The 17,259-nt window shown below is 72.0% G+C and carries 18 protein-coding genes; 10 read left to right on the top strand and 8 right to left on the bottom strand.

Features of this window, described 5'->3' with window-relative positions:
* The first annotated feature begins 47 nt into the window (after positions 1-47).
* Entirely contained in the window at positions 48-695 is a 648-nt protein-coding gene (locus ACZ60E_RS39940; RefSeq protein ID WP_384806343.1) for a TetR family transcriptional regulator, read from the top strand.
* Positions 696-842: 147 nt separating this feature from the next.
* On the opposite strand, the gene ACZ60E_RS39935 is transcribed toward ACZ60E_RS39940, so the two are convergent.
* A complete protein-coding gene (locus ACZ60E_RS39935; protein ID WP_469447020.1) occupies positions 843-1,373 on the bottom strand; it encodes a nitroreductase family deazaflavin-dependent oxidoreductase in 531 nt (176 codons plus the stop codon).
* The gene (locus ACZ60E_RS39930; RefSeq protein WP_469447019.1) at positions 1,373-2,566 is read right to left on the bottom strand and encodes an acyl-CoA dehydrogenase family protein; all 1,194 of its coding nucleotides are present in this window, start codon (positions 2,564-2,566) and stop codon (positions 1,373-1,375) included. The genes ACZ60E_RS39935 and ACZ60E_RS39930 overlap by 1 nt, the downstream gene beginning before the upstream one ends.
* 147 nt (positions 2,567-2,713) lie before the next feature.
* Between ACZ60E_RS39930 and ACZ60E_RS39925 the strand changes: the two genes are divergently transcribed.
* The 3 genes from ACZ60E_RS39925 to ACZ60E_RS39915 all read left to right on the top strand — a co-directional run bounded on the left by ACZ60E_RS39925 (position 2,714) and on the right by ACZ60E_RS39915 (position 6,363).
* The gene (locus tag ACZ60E_RS39925; protein WP_469447018.1) at positions 2,714-3,886 is read left to right on the top strand and encodes a thiolase C-terminal domain-containing protein; all 1,173 of its coding nucleotides are present in this window, start codon (positions 2,714-2,716) and stop codon (positions 3,884-3,886) included.
* A gap of 412 nt (positions 3,887-4,298) precedes the next feature.
* Positions 4,299-5,438 carry a C40 family peptidase gene (locus ACZ60E_RS39920; protein ID WP_469447017.1) on the top strand — a complete coding sequence of 380 codons (1,140 nt, stop codon included), beginning with the start codon at positions 4,299-4,301 and terminating at the stop codon, positions 5,436-5,438.
* Between the two features lie 4 nt (positions 5,439-5,442).
* A complete protein-coding gene (locus ACZ60E_RS39915) occupies positions 5,443-6,363 on the top strand; it encodes a hypothetical protein (RefSeq protein ID WP_469447015.1) in 921 nt (306 codons plus the stop codon).
* A gap of 392 nt (positions 6,364-6,755) precedes the next feature.
* Here the strand turns inward: ACZ60E_RS39915 and ACZ60E_RS39910 are convergent, their stop codons facing one another.
* Positions 6,756-7,331, bottom strand: coding sequence for a dihydrofolate reductase family protein (locus tag ACZ60E_RS39910; protein WP_469447013.1), 576 nt, complete (start codon positions 7,329-7,331; stop codon positions 6,756-6,758).
* A gap of 113 nt (positions 7,332-7,444) precedes the next feature.
* Positions 7,445-8,032 carry a GtrA domain-containing protein gene (locus ACZ60E_RS39905; protein WP_469447012.1) on the bottom strand — a complete coding sequence of 196 codons (588 nt, stop codon included), beginning with the start codon at positions 8,030-8,032 and terminating at the stop codon, positions 7,445-7,447.
* Between the two features lie 284 nt (positions 8,033-8,316).
* On the opposite strand from ACZ60E_RS39905, the gene ACZ60E_RS39900 reads away from it, so the two are divergent.
* Both ACZ60E_RS39900 and ACZ60E_RS39895 read left to right on the top strand, forming a co-directional pair.
* The gene (locus ACZ60E_RS39900; RefSeq protein ID WP_384806357.1) at positions 8,317-8,742 is read left to right on the top strand and encodes a pyridoxamine 5'-phosphate oxidase family protein; all 426 of its coding nucleotides are present in this window, start codon (positions 8,317-8,319) and stop codon (positions 8,740-8,742) included.
* A 27-nt stretch (positions 8,743-8,769) separates the two neighbouring features.
* Positions 8,770-9,516 (top strand): pyridoxine/pyridoxamine 5'-phosphate oxidase, encoded by a 747-nt coding sequence (locus tag ACZ60E_RS39895; protein ID WP_469447009.1) that lies wholly within the window; start codon positions 8,770-8,772, stop codon positions 9,514-9,516.
* Positions 9,517-9,568: 52 nt separating this feature from the next.
* Here the strand turns inward: ACZ60E_RS39895 and ACZ60E_RS39890 are convergent, their stop codons facing one another.
* From ACZ60E_RS39890 to ACZ60E_RS39880, 3 genes are all read right to left on the bottom strand, one after another.
* The gene (locus ACZ60E_RS39890) at positions 9,569-10,183 is read right to left on the bottom strand and encodes a GNAT family N-acetyltransferase (RefSeq protein ID WP_384806361.1); all 615 of its coding nucleotides are present in this window, start codon (positions 10,181-10,183) and stop codon (positions 9,569-9,571) included.
* Between the two features lie 110 nt (positions 10,184-10,293).
* Positions 10,294-10,770 (bottom strand): Zn-ribbon domain-containing OB-fold protein, encoded by a 477-nt coding sequence (locus ACZ60E_RS39885; protein WP_469447007.1) that lies wholly within the window; start codon positions 10,768-10,770, stop codon positions 10,294-10,296.
* Positions 10,770-11,219 (bottom strand): DoxX family protein, encoded by a 450-nt coding sequence (locus ACZ60E_RS39880; RefSeq protein WP_469447006.1) that lies wholly within the window; start codon positions 11,217-11,219, stop codon positions 10,770-10,772. The genes ACZ60E_RS39885 and ACZ60E_RS39880 overlap by 1 nt, the downstream gene beginning before the upstream one ends.
* 407 nt (positions 11,220-11,626) lie before the next feature.
* On the opposite strand from ACZ60E_RS39880, the gene ACZ60E_RS39875 reads away from it, so the two are divergent.
* Positions 11,627-12,775, top strand: coding sequence for a flavin-containing monooxygenase (locus ACZ60E_RS39875; protein ID WP_469447135.1), 1,149 nt, complete (start codon positions 11,627-11,629; stop codon positions 12,773-12,775).
* A gap of 749 nt (positions 12,776-13,524) precedes the next feature.
* Here ACZ60E_RS39875 and ACZ60E_RS39870 read toward each other — a convergent pair.
* Complete coding sequence (locus tag ACZ60E_RS39870; RefSeq protein WP_469447004.1) at positions 13,525-14,175, bottom strand: TetR/AcrR family transcriptional regulator; 651 nt, start codon at positions 14,173-14,175, stop codon at positions 13,525-13,527.
* Positions 14,176-14,298: 123 nt separating this feature from the next.
* Here ACZ60E_RS39870 and ACZ60E_RS39865 point away from each other — a divergent pair, with 123 nt between their 5' ends.
* The 3 genes from ACZ60E_RS39865 to ACZ60E_RS39855 all read left to right on the top strand — a co-directional run bounded on the left by ACZ60E_RS39865 (position 14,299) and on the right by ACZ60E_RS39855 (position 17,060).
* Positions 14,299-15,390, top strand: a complete 1,092-nt coding sequence (locus ACZ60E_RS39865; RefSeq protein ID WP_469447003.1) for a medium chain dehydrogenase/reductase family protein — start codon at positions 14,299-14,301, stop codon at positions 15,388-15,390.
* A 186-nt stretch (positions 15,391-15,576) separates the two neighbouring features.
* The gene (locus ACZ60E_RS39860) at positions 15,577-16,248 is read left to right on the top strand and encodes an ABC transporter permease (protein WP_469447001.1); all 672 of its coding nucleotides are present in this window, start codon (positions 15,577-15,579) and stop codon (positions 16,246-16,248) included.
* Positions 16,249-16,352: 104 nt separating this feature from the next.
* Positions 16,353-17,060: an SRPBCC family protein gene (locus ACZ60E_RS39855; protein ID WP_469447000.1), complete on the top strand. Its 708-nt coding sequence runs from the start codon at positions 16,353-16,355 to the stop codon at positions 17,058-17,060.
* Positions 17,061-17,259 lie beyond the last annotated feature (199 nt).

The raw sequence follows: 17,259 nt of genomic DNA, 5'->3' as shown, positions 1-17,259 counted from the left end.
GCAGTCGGCCGAATCGCGCTCCGATCACCCCTCGGTAAGCTGACGTCATGACAGGACAAGTGCGTACCGTCGACGGCCGTGTGGCCGGTCGGCGCGGGCAGGCGACGCGGCAGAAGCTGCTCGACTGCCTCAGCGAGATGCTCAGCTCCTCGCCCTACCGCGACGTCAAAGTCATCGACGTCGCACGGAAAGCGGGCACTTCACCGGCGACCTTCTACCAATACTTTCCGGACGTCGAAGGCGCCGTCCTGGAGATCGCCGAGCAAATGGCGGCCGAGGGCGCCGGGTTGACCGAGCTCCTCGAAGGACGCTCCTGGGTCGGCAAGGCGGGCTGGCAGACCGCGCAGGAACTCGTGGACGGATTCCTTGAGTTCTGGCGCAAAAACGATGCCATCCTCCGGGTCGTCGATCTGGGTGCCGCCGAGGGCGACAAACGCTTCTACAAGATCCGTATGAAGATCCTCAACTCCGTGAACAACTCCCTCACGGACACGGTCAAGGAGCTCCAGGCCAAGGGCAAGGTCGACAAGGACGTCAACCCCGCGGCCATGGCGGGCTCCCTCGTGGCGATGCTCGCGGCGGTGGCCTCGCACCAGAAGGGCTTCCAGACGTGGGGCGTCAAGCAGGCTGAACTGAAGCCGAACCTGGCCCAGCTGGTGCATCTGGGTGTGACGGGCAAGAAGCCGACCAAGTAGGCCGCCCAGGCATTCCACCCGTTTCCAGCTCGCCGCTTCCAGGCACATGTCCTGTCACACAGGCGGCAGTTCACCCCGGCGGATCCCCCCGGTGGACTGCCGCCTGTCGCGCACCCGGGCCCGGGTCCAGGTCCAGGCCCGCACCGGTCACCTCCGTACGATCCGGAACAGCCGGATCTCCCGGTCCACCCGCGCCTGGTACGTCGCGTACGGCGGCCAGAACTCCAGCAGCGCCCGCCACACCGCGTCCCGTTCCGCACCCGCCAGCAGGCGGGCGGTCACCGGAATGTCCCGGCCCTTCCAGTTGATCTCCGCGTCCGGATGGGCGAGCAGATTGGCGGTCCAGGCGGGATGGTCCGTACGCCCGAAGTTGGACCCGATGAGAATCCAGCTCCCGACCGCACCTTCGACGGCACCCTCGTCCGCGCCCTTTCCGGCACGCCCCTCCGGCATGCAGGCGAGCGGCGTACGCCTGGGCAGCCCGCTCCTCGCGCCCCGCGCCGTGAGGATGACACCGGGCAGCATCTGCGCGCTGAGCAGCACCCTTCCGCGCGTGAGCCGGTGCACCGCACGGTCCAGCGCCGGCACGACGTGCGGCGCGACCTTCGCGAAACCGCGGGTCGAGGACACCTTCTGCACCAGCCGCACCCCGGGCCGCCGGGACGAAGACGTGGCCATCAGACCGCCACCTCCCCGCCGCCGAAGAGCCGCGCCTCCTGCGCCGCGTACGCGCGCAGCCGGTGCACAGGACCGAAGAGCAGCTCGTCGCCGGCCGCCCGCTTGAAGTACAGGTGCGCCTCGTGCTCCCAGGTGAACCCGATCCCGCCGTGCAGCTGAACGGCCTCGGCGGCGCAGACGCGCAGCGCCTCCAGAGCCTGCGCGAGCGCCAGCCCGCCGACCCGTTCCTGGCCCTCGACGGTCGCCCAGGCCGCGTAGTAGGCGGCGGACCGCGCGCCCTGGACCTGGACGTACAGATCGGCCAGCCGGTGCTTCACCGCCTGGAACGACCCGATCGCCCGCCCGAACTGCTCACGCTGCTTGACGTACTCGACGGTCCGTTCCAGTACGCGGTCGGCGGCGCCGACGGCTTCCGCGGCGAGGACGGCGGCGGCCGAGTCCCCCATGCGCGCGAGGACACCGGCGACGTCCGCATCCTCCCCGTCCCCCAGCAACTCGGCCTCGACATGCCTCAATTGGATGCGGCTCTGCGAACGGGTCTCGTCGAGGGAGGTCTGCCGTACGCGGGTCACCCCCTCCCGTACAAGCTCCCGCACCAGGAAGAAGAGGGTGCGCGAGCGGGCGAAGCCGCCGGTGTGCGCGGCGACGACCAGCAGATCCGCGCTGTGCCCGTCCAGCACCTGGTCGGCCTCCCCGTACAGCCGCCACCCGCCGTCGGTCTGCCGCGCCTGTACGCCGCCGGCCCGTCCGCCGCCCGCCCAGTCGCCGCGGTTGCCGCCGGTCAGACCGAGGGCGGTGGTCAGCGCCGCCCCCGGTACGACGAGGGCCGCGGTGAGTTCGCCGGAGGCGATCCGGGGCAGCAGCGCGGCGCGCTGGCCCGCGCTGCCGAGGCCGAGCACGAGGGGCGCGCCGAGCACGGCGGTGGCCAGGAGGGGCGACGGGGCGAGAGCGCGCCCCATCTCCTCGGCCGCCAGGGCGAGTTCGGTTGTCGTGCACCCCACTCCCCCGTACGCCTCGGGGAGTGCGAGGCCGGGCAGGCCGAGTTGCTGGGCGAGGGTCTCCCAGAGGCCTGGGTCGTAACCGTCGGCGGTCCGTACGGCGGCCCTGACCTCCTCCGGGCCACAGCGTTTGAGGAGCAGCTCACGGAGCGTGCGGCGGATCTCGTCCTGTTCCGCGGTGAAGGTGGCGTCCATCGGCGGGCTCCTCCCCGGGCCGGGTGTCCGGCGTCCGGTTCCCTGATCTGACGGGCCGTCATGTTAGAGCGGCGGCAGGCAGATGCCCAGGGTCACGACACCACCGCACCTCCCCCGGACCACGTATCTGATGTACCGTCAGATTCCATGACCCCGTCCGGGAACCGCAAGGTGGCAGTCGTCGGTGTGGCCCTCTCCGACTGCGGGCGCGTGGACGAAGCGACGCCGTACGCGCTGCACGCCCAGGCCGCGCGCAGGGCCCTGGCCGACTCCGGCCTCGACCGGTCGGTGATCGACGGCCTGTCCTCGGCGGGCCTCGGCACACTGGCGCCGGTCGAGGTGACGGAGTACCTGGGCCTGCGCCCCACCTGGGTGAACTCCACGTCCGTCGGCGGATCGACGTGGGAGGTCATGGCGGCGCACGCGGCCGACGCGATCGCCGCGGGCCATGCCAACGCGGTCCTGCTGGTGTACGGGTCCACCGCCCGCGCGGACATCAGGGCGGGCCGGCGCACCGGCAACCTCTCGTTCGGCGCCCGCGGGCCGCTGCAGTTCGAGGTGCCGTACGGGCACACGCTCATCGCCAAGTACGCGATGGCCGCGCGGCGCCACATGCACGAATACGGCACCACGCTGGAGCAGTTGGCGTCGGTGGCGGTACAGGCGCGGCAGAACGCGGCGCTCAATCCCGACGCGATGTTCCGCGACCCGATCACGGTCGACGACGTCCTGTCGGGCCCGATGATCGCGGACCCCTTCACCAAACTGCACTGCTGTCTGCGGTCGGACGGCGGGGCGGCGGTCCTGCTGGCGGCCGAGGAGTACGTACGCGACTGCCGTACCGCTCCCGTCTGGGTCCTCGGCACCGGTGAGCACGTCTCGCACACGACGATGTCCGAATGGCCGGACTTCACGGTGTCGCCGGCGGCGGTGAGCGGACGGATCGCGTTCGAGCGGGCGGGAGTTCGGCCCGGTGACATAGACGTGGCGCAGATCTACGACGCGTTCACGTACATGACGCTCGTGACCCTGGAGGATCTCGGCTTCTGCGCGAAGGGGGAGGGGGGTGCGTTCGTGGAGAAGGACCGGTTGAGGGTGACGGGCGGAACCCTGCCGGTCAACACGGACGGGGGCGGCCTGTCCGGCCAGCACCCCGGGATGCGGGGACTGTTCCTCCTGGTGGAGGCGGTCCGACAACTCCGGGGAGAGTGCGGGCCTCGACAGGTCCACCGGGGTGACGGCGCCCTCCCCGAGCTGGCGGTGGCGTCGGGGACGGGGGGATGGTTCTGCTCGGCGGGAACGGTGGTGTTGGGGCGCTAGGGGGCCGCTCCGCGGGGGTTGCCGGGGTTGCCGGGTGCGGGTCGGTGGGGGTTGACCGCGCAGTTCCCCGCGCCCCTAGGTGAGTGGGGGTGCTCGCCACACTCTCGACCGCAGGCCCCCCACTCACCCAGGGGCGCGGGGAACTGCGCGAACGGCCCCCACCGGCCCGTGCGCAACAAACCGGCCGAAACCACCCCGCACCGCCCCAAACAACCCGCACCCCCAAAGACGTACGGCAGTAGAAAAGTTGACTGCGTGGAGATTGACACGCGTGGGGATACAGGGGCCAGCCGTGCAAGGGACGGTAGTGTGTTCGAGGGTTGAACGACCCCCCGCAGACAACGCGGTGGCGACTCCGACACACGAGCAGTCCGTCCGAGCAGCCCGCACGTGACCTCTGAAAGTGGAGCTGATGAACGTGTCGACCGGCGGCAGACGGTTCCGCAGTCGCGCCACCATAGCCACCCTCACCCTCGCGATCTCCCTCATATCCGGACCGAGTTACGCAGCCCCGGGCGAACCAGACCCTCAGGGCGACCAGTCCATCGAGAGCATCCGCACCGAGCTGGACAGCCTCTACCGCACGGCGGAGGTGGCCACCGAGGCGTACAACGCCGCGGACGAGAAGGCGAAGAAGCAGGAGAAGCGGCTCAAGTCGCTCCGCAAGGGCCTGGCCCGCGCCGAGACCCGGGTCGACGATCTGCACGATCTCGGCGGCGCGGCAGCCCGGACGCAGTACCGCGGCGGCGACCTCGCCGCCACCGGCATCCAGTTGCTGCTCGGCGACCACCCCGAACAGGCCCTGAACGAGGCGTCCCAGGCCCGTCAGGCCCTGCGGGGCCTGGTCAACGTCTCCGAGTCCCAGAAGACCGCCCGCGCGGAACTGAGCCGGCAGACCGACACCGCCGCGAAGGAACTGCGGAAGCTGAAGAGCAGCCGTGCGGACAAGGCCGAGGCGAAGACGAAGATCGAGGGGAAGATCGCCGAGGCCGAGCAGATCGAGTCGGGCCTCGAAAAGGAACAGACCCGCAAGCTGGCCGCGTTGGAGAAGCAGCGGAACAAGGAGGCCGAGTCCCAGTGGACCGGCTCCGGCGGCGGAGGCGGCGGAACCTCGACCGGAAACGGGTCGGGTGGCGGGTCCGGCGGCGGAGGCGGGGGCGGCAACGGAGGCGGCTCGATCGGCGGCGGAACGACGGCCACCGGAGCAGCAGCCAAGGCCGTCAACTTCGCGATGGCCCAGATCGGCAAGCCGTACGGGTGGGGCGCCACGGGCCCGTCGGCGTACGACTGCTCGGGGCTCACCTCCGTGGCATGGGCGCGCGCCGGCCACCCCATACCCCGTACGTCACAGGCGCAGTGGGCGGGGCTGACCCGCGTCAGCCTGGCGTCCGCGCGGCCCGGCGACCTGATCATCTACTTCAACGACGCCACGCACGTGGGCATGTACATCGGAGGCGGGAAGATCGTCCACGCCCCGCGCCCAGGACGCACGATCACGATCGCCCCGGCCGCCTCCATGGCCATTCTCGGCGTCGTACGACCGGGAGTATGAGCGGATGTCCCACTCGCTGACACCCCGTGACACGGGAAACCTGCCCGCGCTCGCCGCACGGCCGCTGATCCGCCTCGACGCCTACGTGGCCGAGGACGGATCGACCGTGGTCAACGGCCATCTGCTCCAGATGGGCGGCAAGCACAAGCCCAACGAGGCGATCCTCGACGCCATCGCCATGTTCGCCCGCACCCTGGGTGCCCCGGTGGCGGCCACCGTCATCGACCGCTCCGTGATGCAGGTGGCACGCCTGCGGGTGCACCCCGACGGGTCTAGCCGGACGATCGCCGACGAGGACGATCTGCCGCCCGGGCTCGAACGCACCGCGGCGGAAGAGGAGGCGTTCCCTCCGCTGGCCCGCGTCGAGCGGATCATCCAGCACGCGCAGCGGGAGGAACTGCATGCCGCGTTCGTGCTCGCCAGCGCGTTGCGGGAACACCTGACGTTGCGCAGGGGCCCGGAGGACGATCTCTCGCTGGAGGCACGGGCGATAGAGGCGTACCTCGCCCATCTACGCGGCGACTACACGCTGTCCATCACGCTCGCGCTGACCGTCGCGCGCATCCGGTGCCGCGTCGACCTGAACCGGGCCGCGCCCGATGTGGCACGGGCCACGGCGGCGTGGCAGCGGCTGAACGACGAGGGTCAAGTGGTGACGCGAGGGCAGGAGTTGCTCCACATGTGGGGGCGGTTGTCCGCGGAGGGGCTGCTGCTGGAGCCGGCGCATCAGGCGATGGCGCACACGGTCCGGACCCGGCTGGAGCAGGGCAGCCGGGCGGTTCCGCCGGCCCCGTCCACGGCCCCGGCCCTACCACCGGGCCAAGCGCCCGACACCTCGGAGGCCCCCGAGGACAAGCCCCTCAAACCCACCCGCAGAGGCCTACGCCGCTTCACCCGCAAGGCAAACAGAACGCCAACGCCGTAGCCGTAAGGGAACGCGCCGTGGGGCAACCGCACGGTTCACCGCCTGCGGCCCGGCACTGGCTGGCGGCGCAGTTCCCCGCGCCCCTAAGGCGGTAGACGGTCCCGCAGTTCACCGCCTGCGCCGTTCCCCGCGCCCCCAGCCCCTCAGGGGCGCGGGGAACTGCGCGACCGGCCACGACGGGCCTGCGGTCAAAGACCCGGCCGGCACCCCCACCCACCCCAGGGGCGCGGGGAACTGCGCGACCAGCCCCCACCGGCCCGCACCCACCACCCCGGCCGAAACCACCCACCCCCCAGGGGCGCGGGGAACGGCGCAATCAGCCACAACGGGCCCGCGGTCAAAGACCCCGCCGACACCCCCACCCACCCCCAGGGCCGCAGGGAACGGCGCACTCACTCACCCCCACTCCCCGACACCCCCGGCCCATACACAAGACTCAACACCCCCGTCCGAAACGTCTCCGCCGAGATCAGCGTCAGCGGCACCGGAGAATCCCCCTCTTCGAACAACCGCATCCCCTTCCGCACCGCGATCGGATGCACCAGCAGATGCAGCTCGTCCAACAGCCCCGCCCCCAACAGCTGCCGCACGACCGACACGGACCCGCTGAGCGCGATGTCCCCGCCCTCCTCGTTCTTGAGCGCGGTCACGACGTCGACGAGGTCCCCCTCCAACTGCTCGGAGTTGCGCCACTCGAACTCCAGCCGCGTCCTCGACGCAACGATCTTCCGCACGTCACCGAGCTGCTTGGCGAACCCCGCGTCCTCGCCCCCGGCCGCCTCCCGCTCCGGCCACGCCCCGGCGAAGCTGTCGTAGGTCTTGCGGCCGAACAGCATCGTGTCCGCCGTACCGAAGGTCGCCCCGACAGCCGCGCCCATCTCGTCGTTGAAGTACGGGAAGTGCCACTGGTCCGGCGCCTCGACGACACCGTCGAGCGAGATGAACAGTCCGGCGCTGATCTTCCTCATGATGTTCCTCCAGGGTCCGAAAGAGCCGGTCGGCACTCATCCGCGAACCGGTCACCACTTGGACTGCGAGAGCCGGAAAAACTCATCGGTACCCAGCCCGTCGACCCAGCCCATCACGCCCCGGCGGCAAGGACCAGCGGAGAGAGGGAGACAGGAACGATCGACACCGGAACGACCGGGACGGGGGCGACCTGGACCGGAACGACGCCCGAGACCGGTGCGGCAGCCCCGACCCCCCGTCCGCCCTCACCCTCGCCGTCGCCCCCACCCGCCGCGAAGACGAACACCCGCAGCACCAGGAAGCGCCCCACCCCCGCGAGCCCGGAAGCCCCGAGGTAGACGGCCTGCTCGGTGAGGACCCCGGGCGACGACTGCACCAGGTGCAGCACGAGAACGGCCAGCGAGGTCACCGCGTACGCGGCCGTCGCCGAACCCGCCGACTGCCAGTGCCGCCGCCACCCGGCCCGCTTTCCGGTCCCGAAGGTGAACAGCGCGTGCAACTCGGTGCACAGAACGGTCGACGCGACCGTGATCACCGCGTTCGCCAGAGCCCACGGCATCGCACCCGCCAGCAGCGCCACCGCACCGCTGGAGAGCACCCCGACACCCCCGCCGCACACCACGAACCGCACGAAGGAGGCGAACGCCCCGGGAGCGGCCACGCCCACCGTCTCCGGCTCCGCCGCGAGCTGCGCCTTCATGGGGGTTTTCCTTCCGGGGGAAGGGGCTGCGGCCCCTTCGATCAACTGGCTTCGACCGAGTTCAACAATGCCGTCGCCCGGCCGCCCCATCGAGACAGTCCGCACCCGGATCCATGGTGGTGCCAGCACCACCCCCGGCCTGCGCCGTACCCCCCGTCCCGCCCTCCCGGAATACGCGGACGGCCGCATCACGCTGAAGGATCTGAAGGCACCACCGAAGGCACCACTGACGGAACCGCGGAACGACACCCCAGGCGCCCCAGACGACCCTCCGGAGGAATCCCATGGCCCTGACCCGTGAAGAACGCGAGAAGTTCCTCGCCGAACCGCACATCGCCGCGCTCGCCGTGGACGCGGGGGCGGGCCGCGCCCCGCTCACCGTGCCGATCTGGTACCAGTACGAGCCCGGCGGCGACGTCTGGATCCTGACCGGGCTGAACTCCCGCAAGAACGAGCTGATCAGCGCCGCGGGCAGGTTCTCCCTGATGGTCGACCGGGTCGAGCCCACCATCCGGTACGTGTCCCTCGAAGGGCCGGTCGTCGCGTCGACCCCCGCCACCCGCGAACAGCTCCACGAGGTCTCGGCCCGCTACCTCCCGGCGGACAAGGTCGACGGCTACGTCGACTTCTCCTGGAAGGAGCACGGCGAGATGGTGGTCATCCGGATGCGCCCCGACCGGTGGCTGTCGTCGGACCTCGGTTCGGTCTGAGGCCGTCCACCGCGTGACAATCGGGGCATGAGTGCCGACAGCGCCGACGCCCCCACCCCGCCCACGACCGACTCCCCCGCCCCCTCCGCCGACTCCGATCTCTCCGATGCCCCCGCTCCCTCCCAGTTCGTACGGCTGCTGAGGGCTCAGCGGGTCTGGGACACCGAGCTGCCGGACTTCGCCCCGGCCGCGGCCCCCGCCGCTCCGCTGCCGCTCTTCGAGCAGTGGTTCGCCGAGGCCGTGGCCGCCGGGCAGGTCGAGCCGCACACGATGTCGCTGGCCACGGCGGACGCCGGGGGCCTGCCCGACGTACGGACCGTGATGCTGCACGGCGCCGACCAGGAGGGCTGGCACTTCGCCTCGCACGCGGGCAGCCGGAAGGGGCGGCACCTGGCGGCCCGCCCGTACGCGGCGCTCGGCTTCTACTGGCCCGCGCAGGGCCGGCAGATCCGGGTACGCGGCCCGGTGGCCGTCGCCCCGCCCGAGGTCGCGCAGGCCGACCTGCACGCCCGCTCGGCCGGCGCGCTCGCCTCCGCCCTGGTGGGCAGGCAGAGCGAAGTGCTGGACTCGTACGAGGAGTTGGAGCGCGCCTCGGACGCGGCCTGGGACCGCGCCCGGCGCGAACCGGACGCCCCGGCGCCGTCGTGGACGGTGTACGTCCTGGCCCCGGACGAGGTGGAGTTCTTCCAGGGCGACGCGCGCCGCCGCCACGTACGCCTGACCTATCGCCGCCGCGAGGACGGCACATGGGGCAGGGACCTGCTGTGGCCCTGACGGTCACCGCAGACCGGGCGGGCCAGGCAGGCCGGGCGGGCCTCGCAGGGCACTACGGCAGTACGGGGTCCAGGTCCGTGGCGGGGTCCGTGGCCAGTCGGCCGTGCAGGTGGACGTCCCGGAAGGCGTCCAGGCGCCCCGACTCGAACATCGCCCCGCGCAGGGTGCCCTCGGCCGGGTACCCGCACCGCTCGGCGATCCGGCACGACGCCTCGTGACCGAGCGCGTGCCCCAACTCCAGGCGGTGCAGGCCCAGTTCCTCGAAGGCCCAGCGTGAGGCCAGGGCGAGGGCGCGCGTGGCCACCTGTCGGCCGCGCGCGTCGGGGAGCACCCAGTAGCCGACGCGGGCGACCCGTATGACGTGGTCGATGTCGTTGATCCCGATGTGCCCGAGCGGTACGCCGCCGGTCGCGTCGGTGACACAGAAGGAGGCGCCCACCCCCTCCTGGGCCGCCTTGGCCCGCGCCGCCATCGACTCCAGCGCGTCGGCGCGGTCCTCCAACGGTCTGAGCGGTGTGTTCCACCGCTGGAACTCGGGGTCGAGATATCCGCGCAGCCACGCCTGGACATCCCCCTCGGTGTCCGCGTCCCAGGGACGGAGCCGCAGTCCGTAACCGCGGATCTCGGGATGGGGGAGGGAGCCGGAGGACTCGTACAAGTCGGTCATTGAGCCATTCAACAACGGCCCCCGAACCGGAACGGGACGAGGGTCACCCCGTAAGCCCCGAGAGCCCCGAACGCTCAGGAAGCTCAGGAAGGTCAAGAGGCCCAAGAGGCTCAAGAAGAGGAGCGGGGCCGGAACACCGGAACCGCGACACCTTCCTGCGCTCCCCCCTCCCCCTCCTCCGCACTCTCCACGCGGAAGGCCACCTCCAACGCCATCCCCACCCGCAGGTCCCCCTCCGCGCACTCCACCACCTCGGTCATCATCCGCGGCCCCTCTTCGAGGTCGACGACGGCGGCGACGTACGGGGTGCGGGACCCGAAGGGCGGCAGGTCGTTGCGGTGGACGACGGACCAGGTGTAGAGCGTGGCGCGGCCGGTCGCCCGTTCCCAGGTCACGGCCTCGCTCCAGCAGTGCGGGCAGAACTCGCGCGGGTAGTGGTGGGCGCGCCCGCACGCGCCGCAGCGGCGCAGCAGCAGACGCCCGTCGGCGGCGGCGTCCCAGTAGGGCCGGGTGAAGGCGTCGATCTCCGGCAGGTCGAAGCGGGGCGATACGCCCGAGCGCGCCGGTACGCCGGAGCCGGCCGCCATCAGAAGAGTCCCAGCGCGCTGTCCAGGGACCACGTCTGCCAGGACATGCCGAACAGGGCCACCAGGGAGATGAGGGCCATCATCGCGTTCTGCCCCTGCTCGGCCCAGTCGTGGATCATCAGGACGAGGTAGAGGAGATTGAGCAACAGGCCGCCGACCAGGGCGATCGGGGTGAGGAAGCCCACGACGAGGCCGAGGCCGAGGGCGAGTTCCGCGTACACGACGACGTACGCCATCGTGCGCGGCCGGGGTGCGACCACCACGTCGAAGCCGCTGCGCACCGAGTCCCACCGGTGCTTCGCGGCGACGTCGGCCGCCCACGCGATGCCGGTGCCCCGCTCGAACCAGCCCTTCTTGTCCTTGTGCCGCCAGCTCTCCAGCCACCACAGCCCGAGCCCGACCCGGAGCACGGCGACCCATTCCGCACCGGTGAGCCAGATGGTGTCCATGGCACCGCATCCCCTCCGCAGCCGCAGATCTGACGGTACGTCAGTTCAGCGCACCGGGCGCGGCTGCGCAAGAGGTCTACGGCCACCCGTCCCGGAGCGGCCACCTCCCCTGCCACACGGCCGCATGTGGCCTACGACACAAACCCCACACACCCCTCCTACAGCCGTGATCAATTCGCAACCGATTCCGGGCTTGACCGAGACCCATCAAATGCCGTCATGCATACGCTCGGCACATGGCCGACTCTCCCGACCCGACACCGCAGACGCCCGAGACGCCCGAAGCGCCCGAGACGTCCGAGGCACCCGAAGCGTCCGAGGCGCCCGCGCCGACACCGCCGGCTTCGTCGACGCCGTCCGCTTCGCCGACACCGCCGACGGCGGCCACGCCTCAGCAGGACCGGCCCGTGTACGTCATCGGGGGCGGACCGGGCGGCCTCGCGGCGGCGCACGCGCTGCGCGCACTGGGCGTACGGGCCGTCGTGCTGGAGAAGTCCGACCGGGTCGGGGCCTCCTGGCGGCGGCACTACGACCGGCTGCGGCTGCACACCACGCGGCGGCTCTCCGGGCTGCCCGGCCTGCCGATGCCGCGTTCGTTCGGGCGGTGGGTGGCGCGCGACAACGTGGTGCGCTACCTGGAGAAGTACGCCGAGCACCACGAGCTGGAGATCGTCACCGGCGTCGAGGTCTCCCGCGTGGAGCCCACGGCCGACGGCACCGGCTGGCTGCTGCACGCCACCGGCGGACGTGAACTGACCGGCAGCGCGGTGGTCGTCGCCACCGGCTACAACCACACGCCGTACGTGCCCGACTGGCCGGGCCGCGACGGGTACACGGGCGAGTTCCTGCACGCGGGCGAGTACCGCAACCCCGCGCCGTTCGCCGGGCAGGACGTCCTCGTGGTCGGCGTGGGCAACACCGGCGCCGAGATCGCCGTGGACCTCGTCGAGGGCGGGGCGTCGCGCGTACGCCTCGCCGTACGGACCGCGCCGCACATCGTGCGCCGGTCGACGGCCGGGTGGGCGGCCCAGTACACCGGAATTCTCTGCAGACGGCTGCCGGTCGCACTGGTGGACCGACTGGCCGGGCCGATGGCCAAGCTCAGCGTTCCGGACCTCTCGGAGAAGGGCCTGCCGCGGCCCGACACCGGCCTGTACTCGCGGGTGAACGAGGGGTCCATCCCCGTGCAGGACGTCGGCCTCATCGACGCCGTCCGCAAGGGCCGGGTCGAGGTCGTGGCCGCGGTCGAGGGCTTCGAGGACGGCAAGGTCGTCCTCGCGAACGGCGACCGCGTCGGCCCGGACGCCGTGATCGCCGCGACCGGTTACCGGCGCGCGCTGGAGAACGTCGTCGGCCACCTCGACGTACTCGACGGCCGAGGCCGCCCGGTCGTCCACGGCGCCCGCACACCGAAGAACGCCCCCGGCCTGTACTTCACCGGCTTCACGAACCCCATCAGCGGCATGTTCCGCGAACTGGCCATCGACGCCGAGAAGATAGCGAAGGCGATAGCACGAGACACAAGCCACAGAAACCCGTCACGCATGCCCCGCTGACGTCTGCGCCCGGCGAACGCTGCCGCCGGGGGCACCGCTGCTCCCGGGGGCGCCGGTCCGCCGGACGAAAGCATCCGCCTCGGGTCGCACGCCGAGTTCCACGTTCGCCCGGCGGGCGCTGCCGCCGGGGGTGGTGACCGAGGGCATTCGGCCTGCGGCGCGCGCTGACGTCCGCGTTCGGTGGCCGCTGCCGCCGGGGGTGTGGTCGGCGGCAACCGTCTCGCGGCGCGCCGAGGTCCGCCCTCGGTGGCTGCTACCCCGCGGGCACGGCCGCGGGAATACATCCCGCATTGCCACCGAGGTGGACCCCGTGGCCGTCGAGGTCACGGCCCGAGGCATGCGCCCTGCGGCGCGCGCCGACCTCCATCCTCGGGGTCCGCTGCCGCCAGGGGCGCGGCCGAAGGCACCCGTCACGCGGCGCGAGCCGAGGTCCGCTGCTGGGGCCGCTTCCTCCCACGGTCACGGCCGAAGGCATCCGGCCCGCGTCCCACGCCGAAGTCCGCCCCGCGGGCGCCGCCGGAGCAACGCATCCCGCGTCGCGCGCTGTCGCCTTCTCGTGGGCGCCCCGACCTGCGGGTGCCCCGACCTCCTGGCAACGACCACCATGGGCCCCGACCGCCGGAGGTGACGGCCGCCCAGAACCCGGCGCCACGGCCACCGAAGCCCCCCACCCACCACCAATGCATCGCCCGCCGCCGACAACAACCACCCGCCGCCACGGCCCACGCCCACTCACCCCACTCCCGCCCCTACCCCTCCGTAAAGTGCGCGAGCGCTCCGATGAGTCGGTCCGCGATGTTCGGTGGCCAGGGGAACGACGGGGCCACCGCCCGCTGGTGGGCCAGGCCGTGCAGGCCGAGCCAGAGCACGACCACGTCGGCCGCCACGTCGGTGCTGGCCGAGGAGCCGGCGGTGACGCACTCCTGGAGGGCTTCACCGAGTCGCCGCAGGCTCGCGTCGCCGAGCGTGCCGAGGTCCTCCGCCGTCACGGAACTCGCGTCGGGATCGGGCATCCAGAACCCGCCGAACATCGTGCGGTAGCGCCCCGGGTGGGCCTCGGCGAACTCCAGATAGCCCTCGCACAGGGCCGTGAGCCGCGCGCGGGGCGAGTCGTCGGCCGCGTCCACGGCCGCGCGCAACTGATCGTCCAGTTCGGCGAACGCGTTGCGCACCACGGCCAGCATGATGGCGGGCTGATCGGAGAAGTGCCGGTAGATCGAAGGGGCGGCGATACCGACCCTGCGGGCCACGGACCGCAGGGTGATGGCGCTCTCGTCGCCGGTCTCGTCGAGCAGCGCGACCGCCGCCGTCACGATCTCCTGGCGCAGCCGGTCCCCTTCCCCCCTGCGGTTGCGGACGCGGACGGGTGTCGCTGCGGTGTCGCCTGTGTCGTCTCCCATACCTGTTCCCATACCCGTCACCTTACAGCGCGAAGCTTATGAGTGTTTCCTCTTGCCATCCGTGAGCTAACAGACCTAGCCTTACGACCGTAAGCACACGGCAACAACTTCAAGGGGTACGCCATGACCAGCAACGCCGCCCACACCTCCGCCACCTCCGCCCCCGTCGTCTCCGCGACCGAGGTCGTCCTGCCCGGCCTGGTCGAGCCGGACGGCCTGGAACTCCGGAACCGCGAGCTTCCGGCGCCCGCCAAGGGCCAGGTCGTCCTGCGGATGGACGCGACGGGCGTGTCGTTCGCCGAGCAGCAGATGCGGCGCGGCAAGTACTACGACCAGCCGGCGTTCCCCTTCGTCCCCGGTTACGACGTGGTCGGCACGGTGACGGCGGCAGGCCCGGACGTGGACACCGCGCTCGTCGGCCGCCGGTTCGCCGCGGTCACCAAGACCGGCGCGTGGGCCAGCCACCTCCTGGTCGACGCCGTGGACCTGATGCCCGTACCGGACGAGGTGGACGCGGCCGATGCGGAGACCGTCGTCGTCAACGGCATCACCGCCTGGCAGATGCTGCACCGCATCGCCAAGGTCCGTACCGGCGGGACGATCGTGGTCCTGGGCGCCAACGGCGGCGTCGGCTCCACGCTCGTACAACTGGCCCGCCACGCCGGGATCACCGTCATCGGCACGGCGTCGGCCCGCCACCACGCGACCGTACGGGAACTGGGCGCGACCCCGGTCGACTACCGCGACCCCGACATGTACGCCCGGATCCGCGAACTCGCCCCGGCCGGCGTGGACGCGGTGTTCGACCACGTCGGCGGCGCCGGGGTGGAGCAGTCGTGGCAGCTGCTGCGCCGGGGCGGCACGCTGGTCTCGTACGGCACCGCCGCCACCAAGGACGACGAGGGCAACTCGCAGGTGCCGGTGCTGAAGCTGTTCGCGCGCCTCGCCGCGTGGAACTCCCTGCCCAACGGCAGGAGCGCGCACTTCTACAACTTCTGGGCCGGCAAGCGCCGTTGCCGGGCCTCCTGGCAGCAGCGGATGACCGAGGACCTGACCCAGGTGCTGCGTCTGGTCGCCGACGACGTCCTCACCCCGCAGATCGCCGCGCGGATCCCGCTGCCGGACGCCGCCTCGGCCCTGACGCTCGCCGAGTCCCGCACGGTCGCCGGAAAGATCGTCATCGTCCCCGCCCCCGTCCCCGCCCAGGAGGCGTGACGCGCCGAGCGCCGCGGTGACGCCACTCGCACGCACCGTCGGCAATACGGCGCGGCGCGGTGACAGTGCCCTCGTGAGCGCCCCGAAAGCACCTGCGCCGCTTCCCCGCCGACACTCCAACGCCCCCGCTCCGCAGCCCGCAGCCCGCAGCCCGCAGCCCGCAAGCGCACCCCGGAGGTATCCGCCATGTCCGTCACCACCGCCGACGCCGCCACCACACCGGTCACCGACACCAACAACCCGACCGCAGCGCGCCTCCCCGGCGCCGGCGAAGGCGTCGGCCCCGGCGGCATCGACGTCGACAACCGTGCGACCTACATCAGCTTCGGGCTCGCCTACCTCTTGGGCCACGGCTCCGCCGCGGTCTCCAAGGGTGCGACGCCGCTGCTCGACCTGCCCGGCTGGCTGCCCATGGCCCTCCTCGGTGCCGGGCTGGCCGTCGGTACCGTGACGGCCACGGCCGCCGCCCTGCGCGCCCAGCGTGCCGCCGCCGAGCCGGACGACGTCCTCTCCGGCAAGCTCCTCGGCGCCGCCTGGGTCACCGCCTTCGCCTCCCTCTTCCTCGCCATCACGGGTCTGACGGCCACCCTCGACCTGCCCGACGTGCAGTCCCTGCTCTGGCCCACCGGCTCCGGCTTCGTCGTCGGCCTGCTCTACATCGCCGAAGGCGCCCAGCGCCGCAACCTCCTCCACTACGGCCTCGGCACCTGGCTCGCCCTGACCTCCGCCGGGGCCCTCCTCCTCGGCAGCCCCGGCCTCTACTGGGTCCTCACCCTCGCGGGCGGCGGCGCCTACGCCCTCGCGGCGATCCTCGAACGCCGGCGCCTGGCCGCCCCCACAGCCCCGCGAACCCCATAGGGCACACCCACCGAAGCCCTCCCCCTCCACCTCGCCATCGCCATCGCCATCGCCATCACGACCACGACCACGACCACCACCAAAGCAACAACGAGAGGAACACCATGCCCAGCAACAGCCCCTTCTCCCTCCCCGTCCAGCCCTCCCCGCGCCGGCGCCGACCGCGGACGCACGCACGCACCGCCGTCACGCTCGCGGCCGCACTCGCCGCCCTAGGCGTCCTCGCGAGCACCGCCCCCGCCCAGGCAGCCCCCACCCCCGCCCGGACGGCAGCCGCGCACCACACCGACGGGCTGAAGTGCGAGGGCAGGGGCACGGATTCCGACGCCCTCATCCGCTACCGGACCGACATCGTGATCAAGGCCCCGCTAAGCACCGTCTTCAAGCTGCAGACCGACATCGAGCGCTGGCCGTCATGGCAGGCGCCGGTCCTCTCCGCGCAGCGGCTCGACCACGGCCCGCTCCGCGCGGGCTCGCAGTTCCGGTGGACGACCCCGGCGCCCGCCACGCCCACCACCCCCGAGACCACCCTGAACATCACCTCCACCGTCCGCGACCTCGACCGGAACTCCTGCATCCGGTGGACAGGACCCGCGGTCGGCGAGGGGCTGAGTATCGACGAGGGCGTCCACGTCTGGAACTTCACCAAGGTCAAGGGCGGGGTACGCGTACAGACCGAGGAGACGTGGACGGGTGCCCAGGTCGAGGCGGACGTCCCCCTGGCGACCTCGATGCTCGGCGCGGGGCTGGAACAGTGGCTCCGCGAGCTGAAGACCACCGCGGAAGCCCACGCCGCCGGACCGTGCGCCTGATAAACGGCTCCCACCCGGCGTACGGTCCCCCGCTCACCCACCCCACGGTTCCCCGCCCACCCGGCGGGGAATACGCCACGCGCCGGAACCCACACAATCGGGCCCGGGGAACCCACACAGTCGGGCCCGGGGAACCCACACCCTCCGGCCCTGGGAACCCACGCCCTCTGGCCCTCGGAACCCACGCCATCGGACCCCA

This window comes from Streptomyces sp. NPDC102514, assembly GCF_055584525.1.
The sequence above is the reverse complement of the archived record's forward strand: the minus strand, read 5'-3'. Positions and strand labels throughout refer to the sequence as shown.

What these genes read in the sequence shown, in the direction of transcription:
- ACZ60E_RS39940 (WP_384806343.1), top strand. Translation starts at nt 48, where the DNA reads ATGACAGGACAAGTGCGTACCGTCGACGGCCGTGTGGCCGGTCGGCGC.
- ACZ60E_RS39935 (WP_469447020.1), bottom strand. Translation starts at nt 1,373, where the DNA reads ATGGCCACGTCTTCGTCCCGGCGGCCCGGGGTGCGGCTGGTGCAGAAG.
- ACZ60E_RS39930 (WP_469447019.1), bottom strand. Translation starts at nt 2,566, where the DNA reads ATGGACGCCACCTTCACCGCGGAACAGGACGAGATCCGCCGCACGCTC.
- ACZ60E_RS39925 (WP_469447018.1), top strand. Translation starts at nt 2,714, where the DNA reads ATGACCCCGTCCGGGAACCGCAAGGTGGCAGTCGTCGGTGTGGCCCTC.
- ACZ60E_RS39920 (WP_469447017.1), top strand. Translation starts at nt 4,299, where the DNA reads ATGAACGTGTCGACCGGCGGCAGACGGTTCCGCAGTCGCGCCACCATA.
- ACZ60E_RS39915 (WP_469447015.1), top strand. Translation starts at nt 5,443, where the DNA reads ATGTCCCACTCGCTGACACCCCGTGACACGGGAAACCTGCCCGCGCTC.
- ACZ60E_RS39910 (WP_469447013.1), bottom strand. Translation starts at nt 7,331, where the DNA reads ATGAGGAAGATCAGCGCCGGACTGTTCATCTCGCTCGACGGTGTCGTC.
- ACZ60E_RS39905 (WP_469447012.1), bottom strand. Translation starts at nt 8,032, where the DNA reads ATGAAGGCGCAGCTCGCGGCGGAGCCGGAGACGGTGGGCGTGGCCGCT.
- ACZ60E_RS39900 (WP_384806357.1), top strand. Translation starts at nt 8,317, where the DNA reads ATGGCCCTGACCCGTGAAGAACGCGAGAAGTTCCTCGCCGAACCGCAC.
- ACZ60E_RS39895 (WP_469447009.1), top strand. Translation starts at nt 8,770, where the DNA reads ATGAGTGCCGACAGCGCCGACGCCCCCACCCCGCCCACGACCGACTCC.
- ACZ60E_RS39890 (WP_384806361.1), bottom strand. Translation starts at nt 10,183, where the DNA reads ATGACCGACTTGTACGAGTCCTCCGGCTCCCTCCCCCATCCCGAGATC.
- ACZ60E_RS39885 (WP_469447007.1), bottom strand. Translation starts at nt 10,770, where the DNA reads ATGGCGGCCGGCTCCGGCGTACCGGCGCGCTCGGGCGTATCGCCCCGC.
- ACZ60E_RS39880 (WP_469447006.1), bottom strand. Translation starts at nt 11,219, where the DNA reads ATGGACACCATCTGGCTCACCGGTGCGGAATGGGTCGCCGTGCTCCGG.
- ACZ60E_RS39870 (WP_469447004.1), bottom strand. Translation starts at nt 14,175, where the DNA reads ATGGGAGACGACACAGGCGACACCGCAGCGACACCCGTCCGCGTCCGC.
- ACZ60E_RS39865 (WP_469447003.1), top strand. Translation starts at nt 14,299, where the DNA reads ATGACCAGCAACGCCGCCCACACCTCCGCCACCTCCGCCCCCGTCGTC.
- ACZ60E_RS39860 (WP_469447001.1), top strand. Translation starts at nt 15,577, where the DNA reads ATGTCCGTCACCACCGCCGACGCCGCCACCACACCGGTCACCGACACC.
- ACZ60E_RS39855 (WP_469447000.1), top strand. Translation starts at nt 16,353, where the DNA reads ATGCCCAGCAACAGCCCCTTCTCCCTCCCCGTCCAGCCCTCCCCGCGC.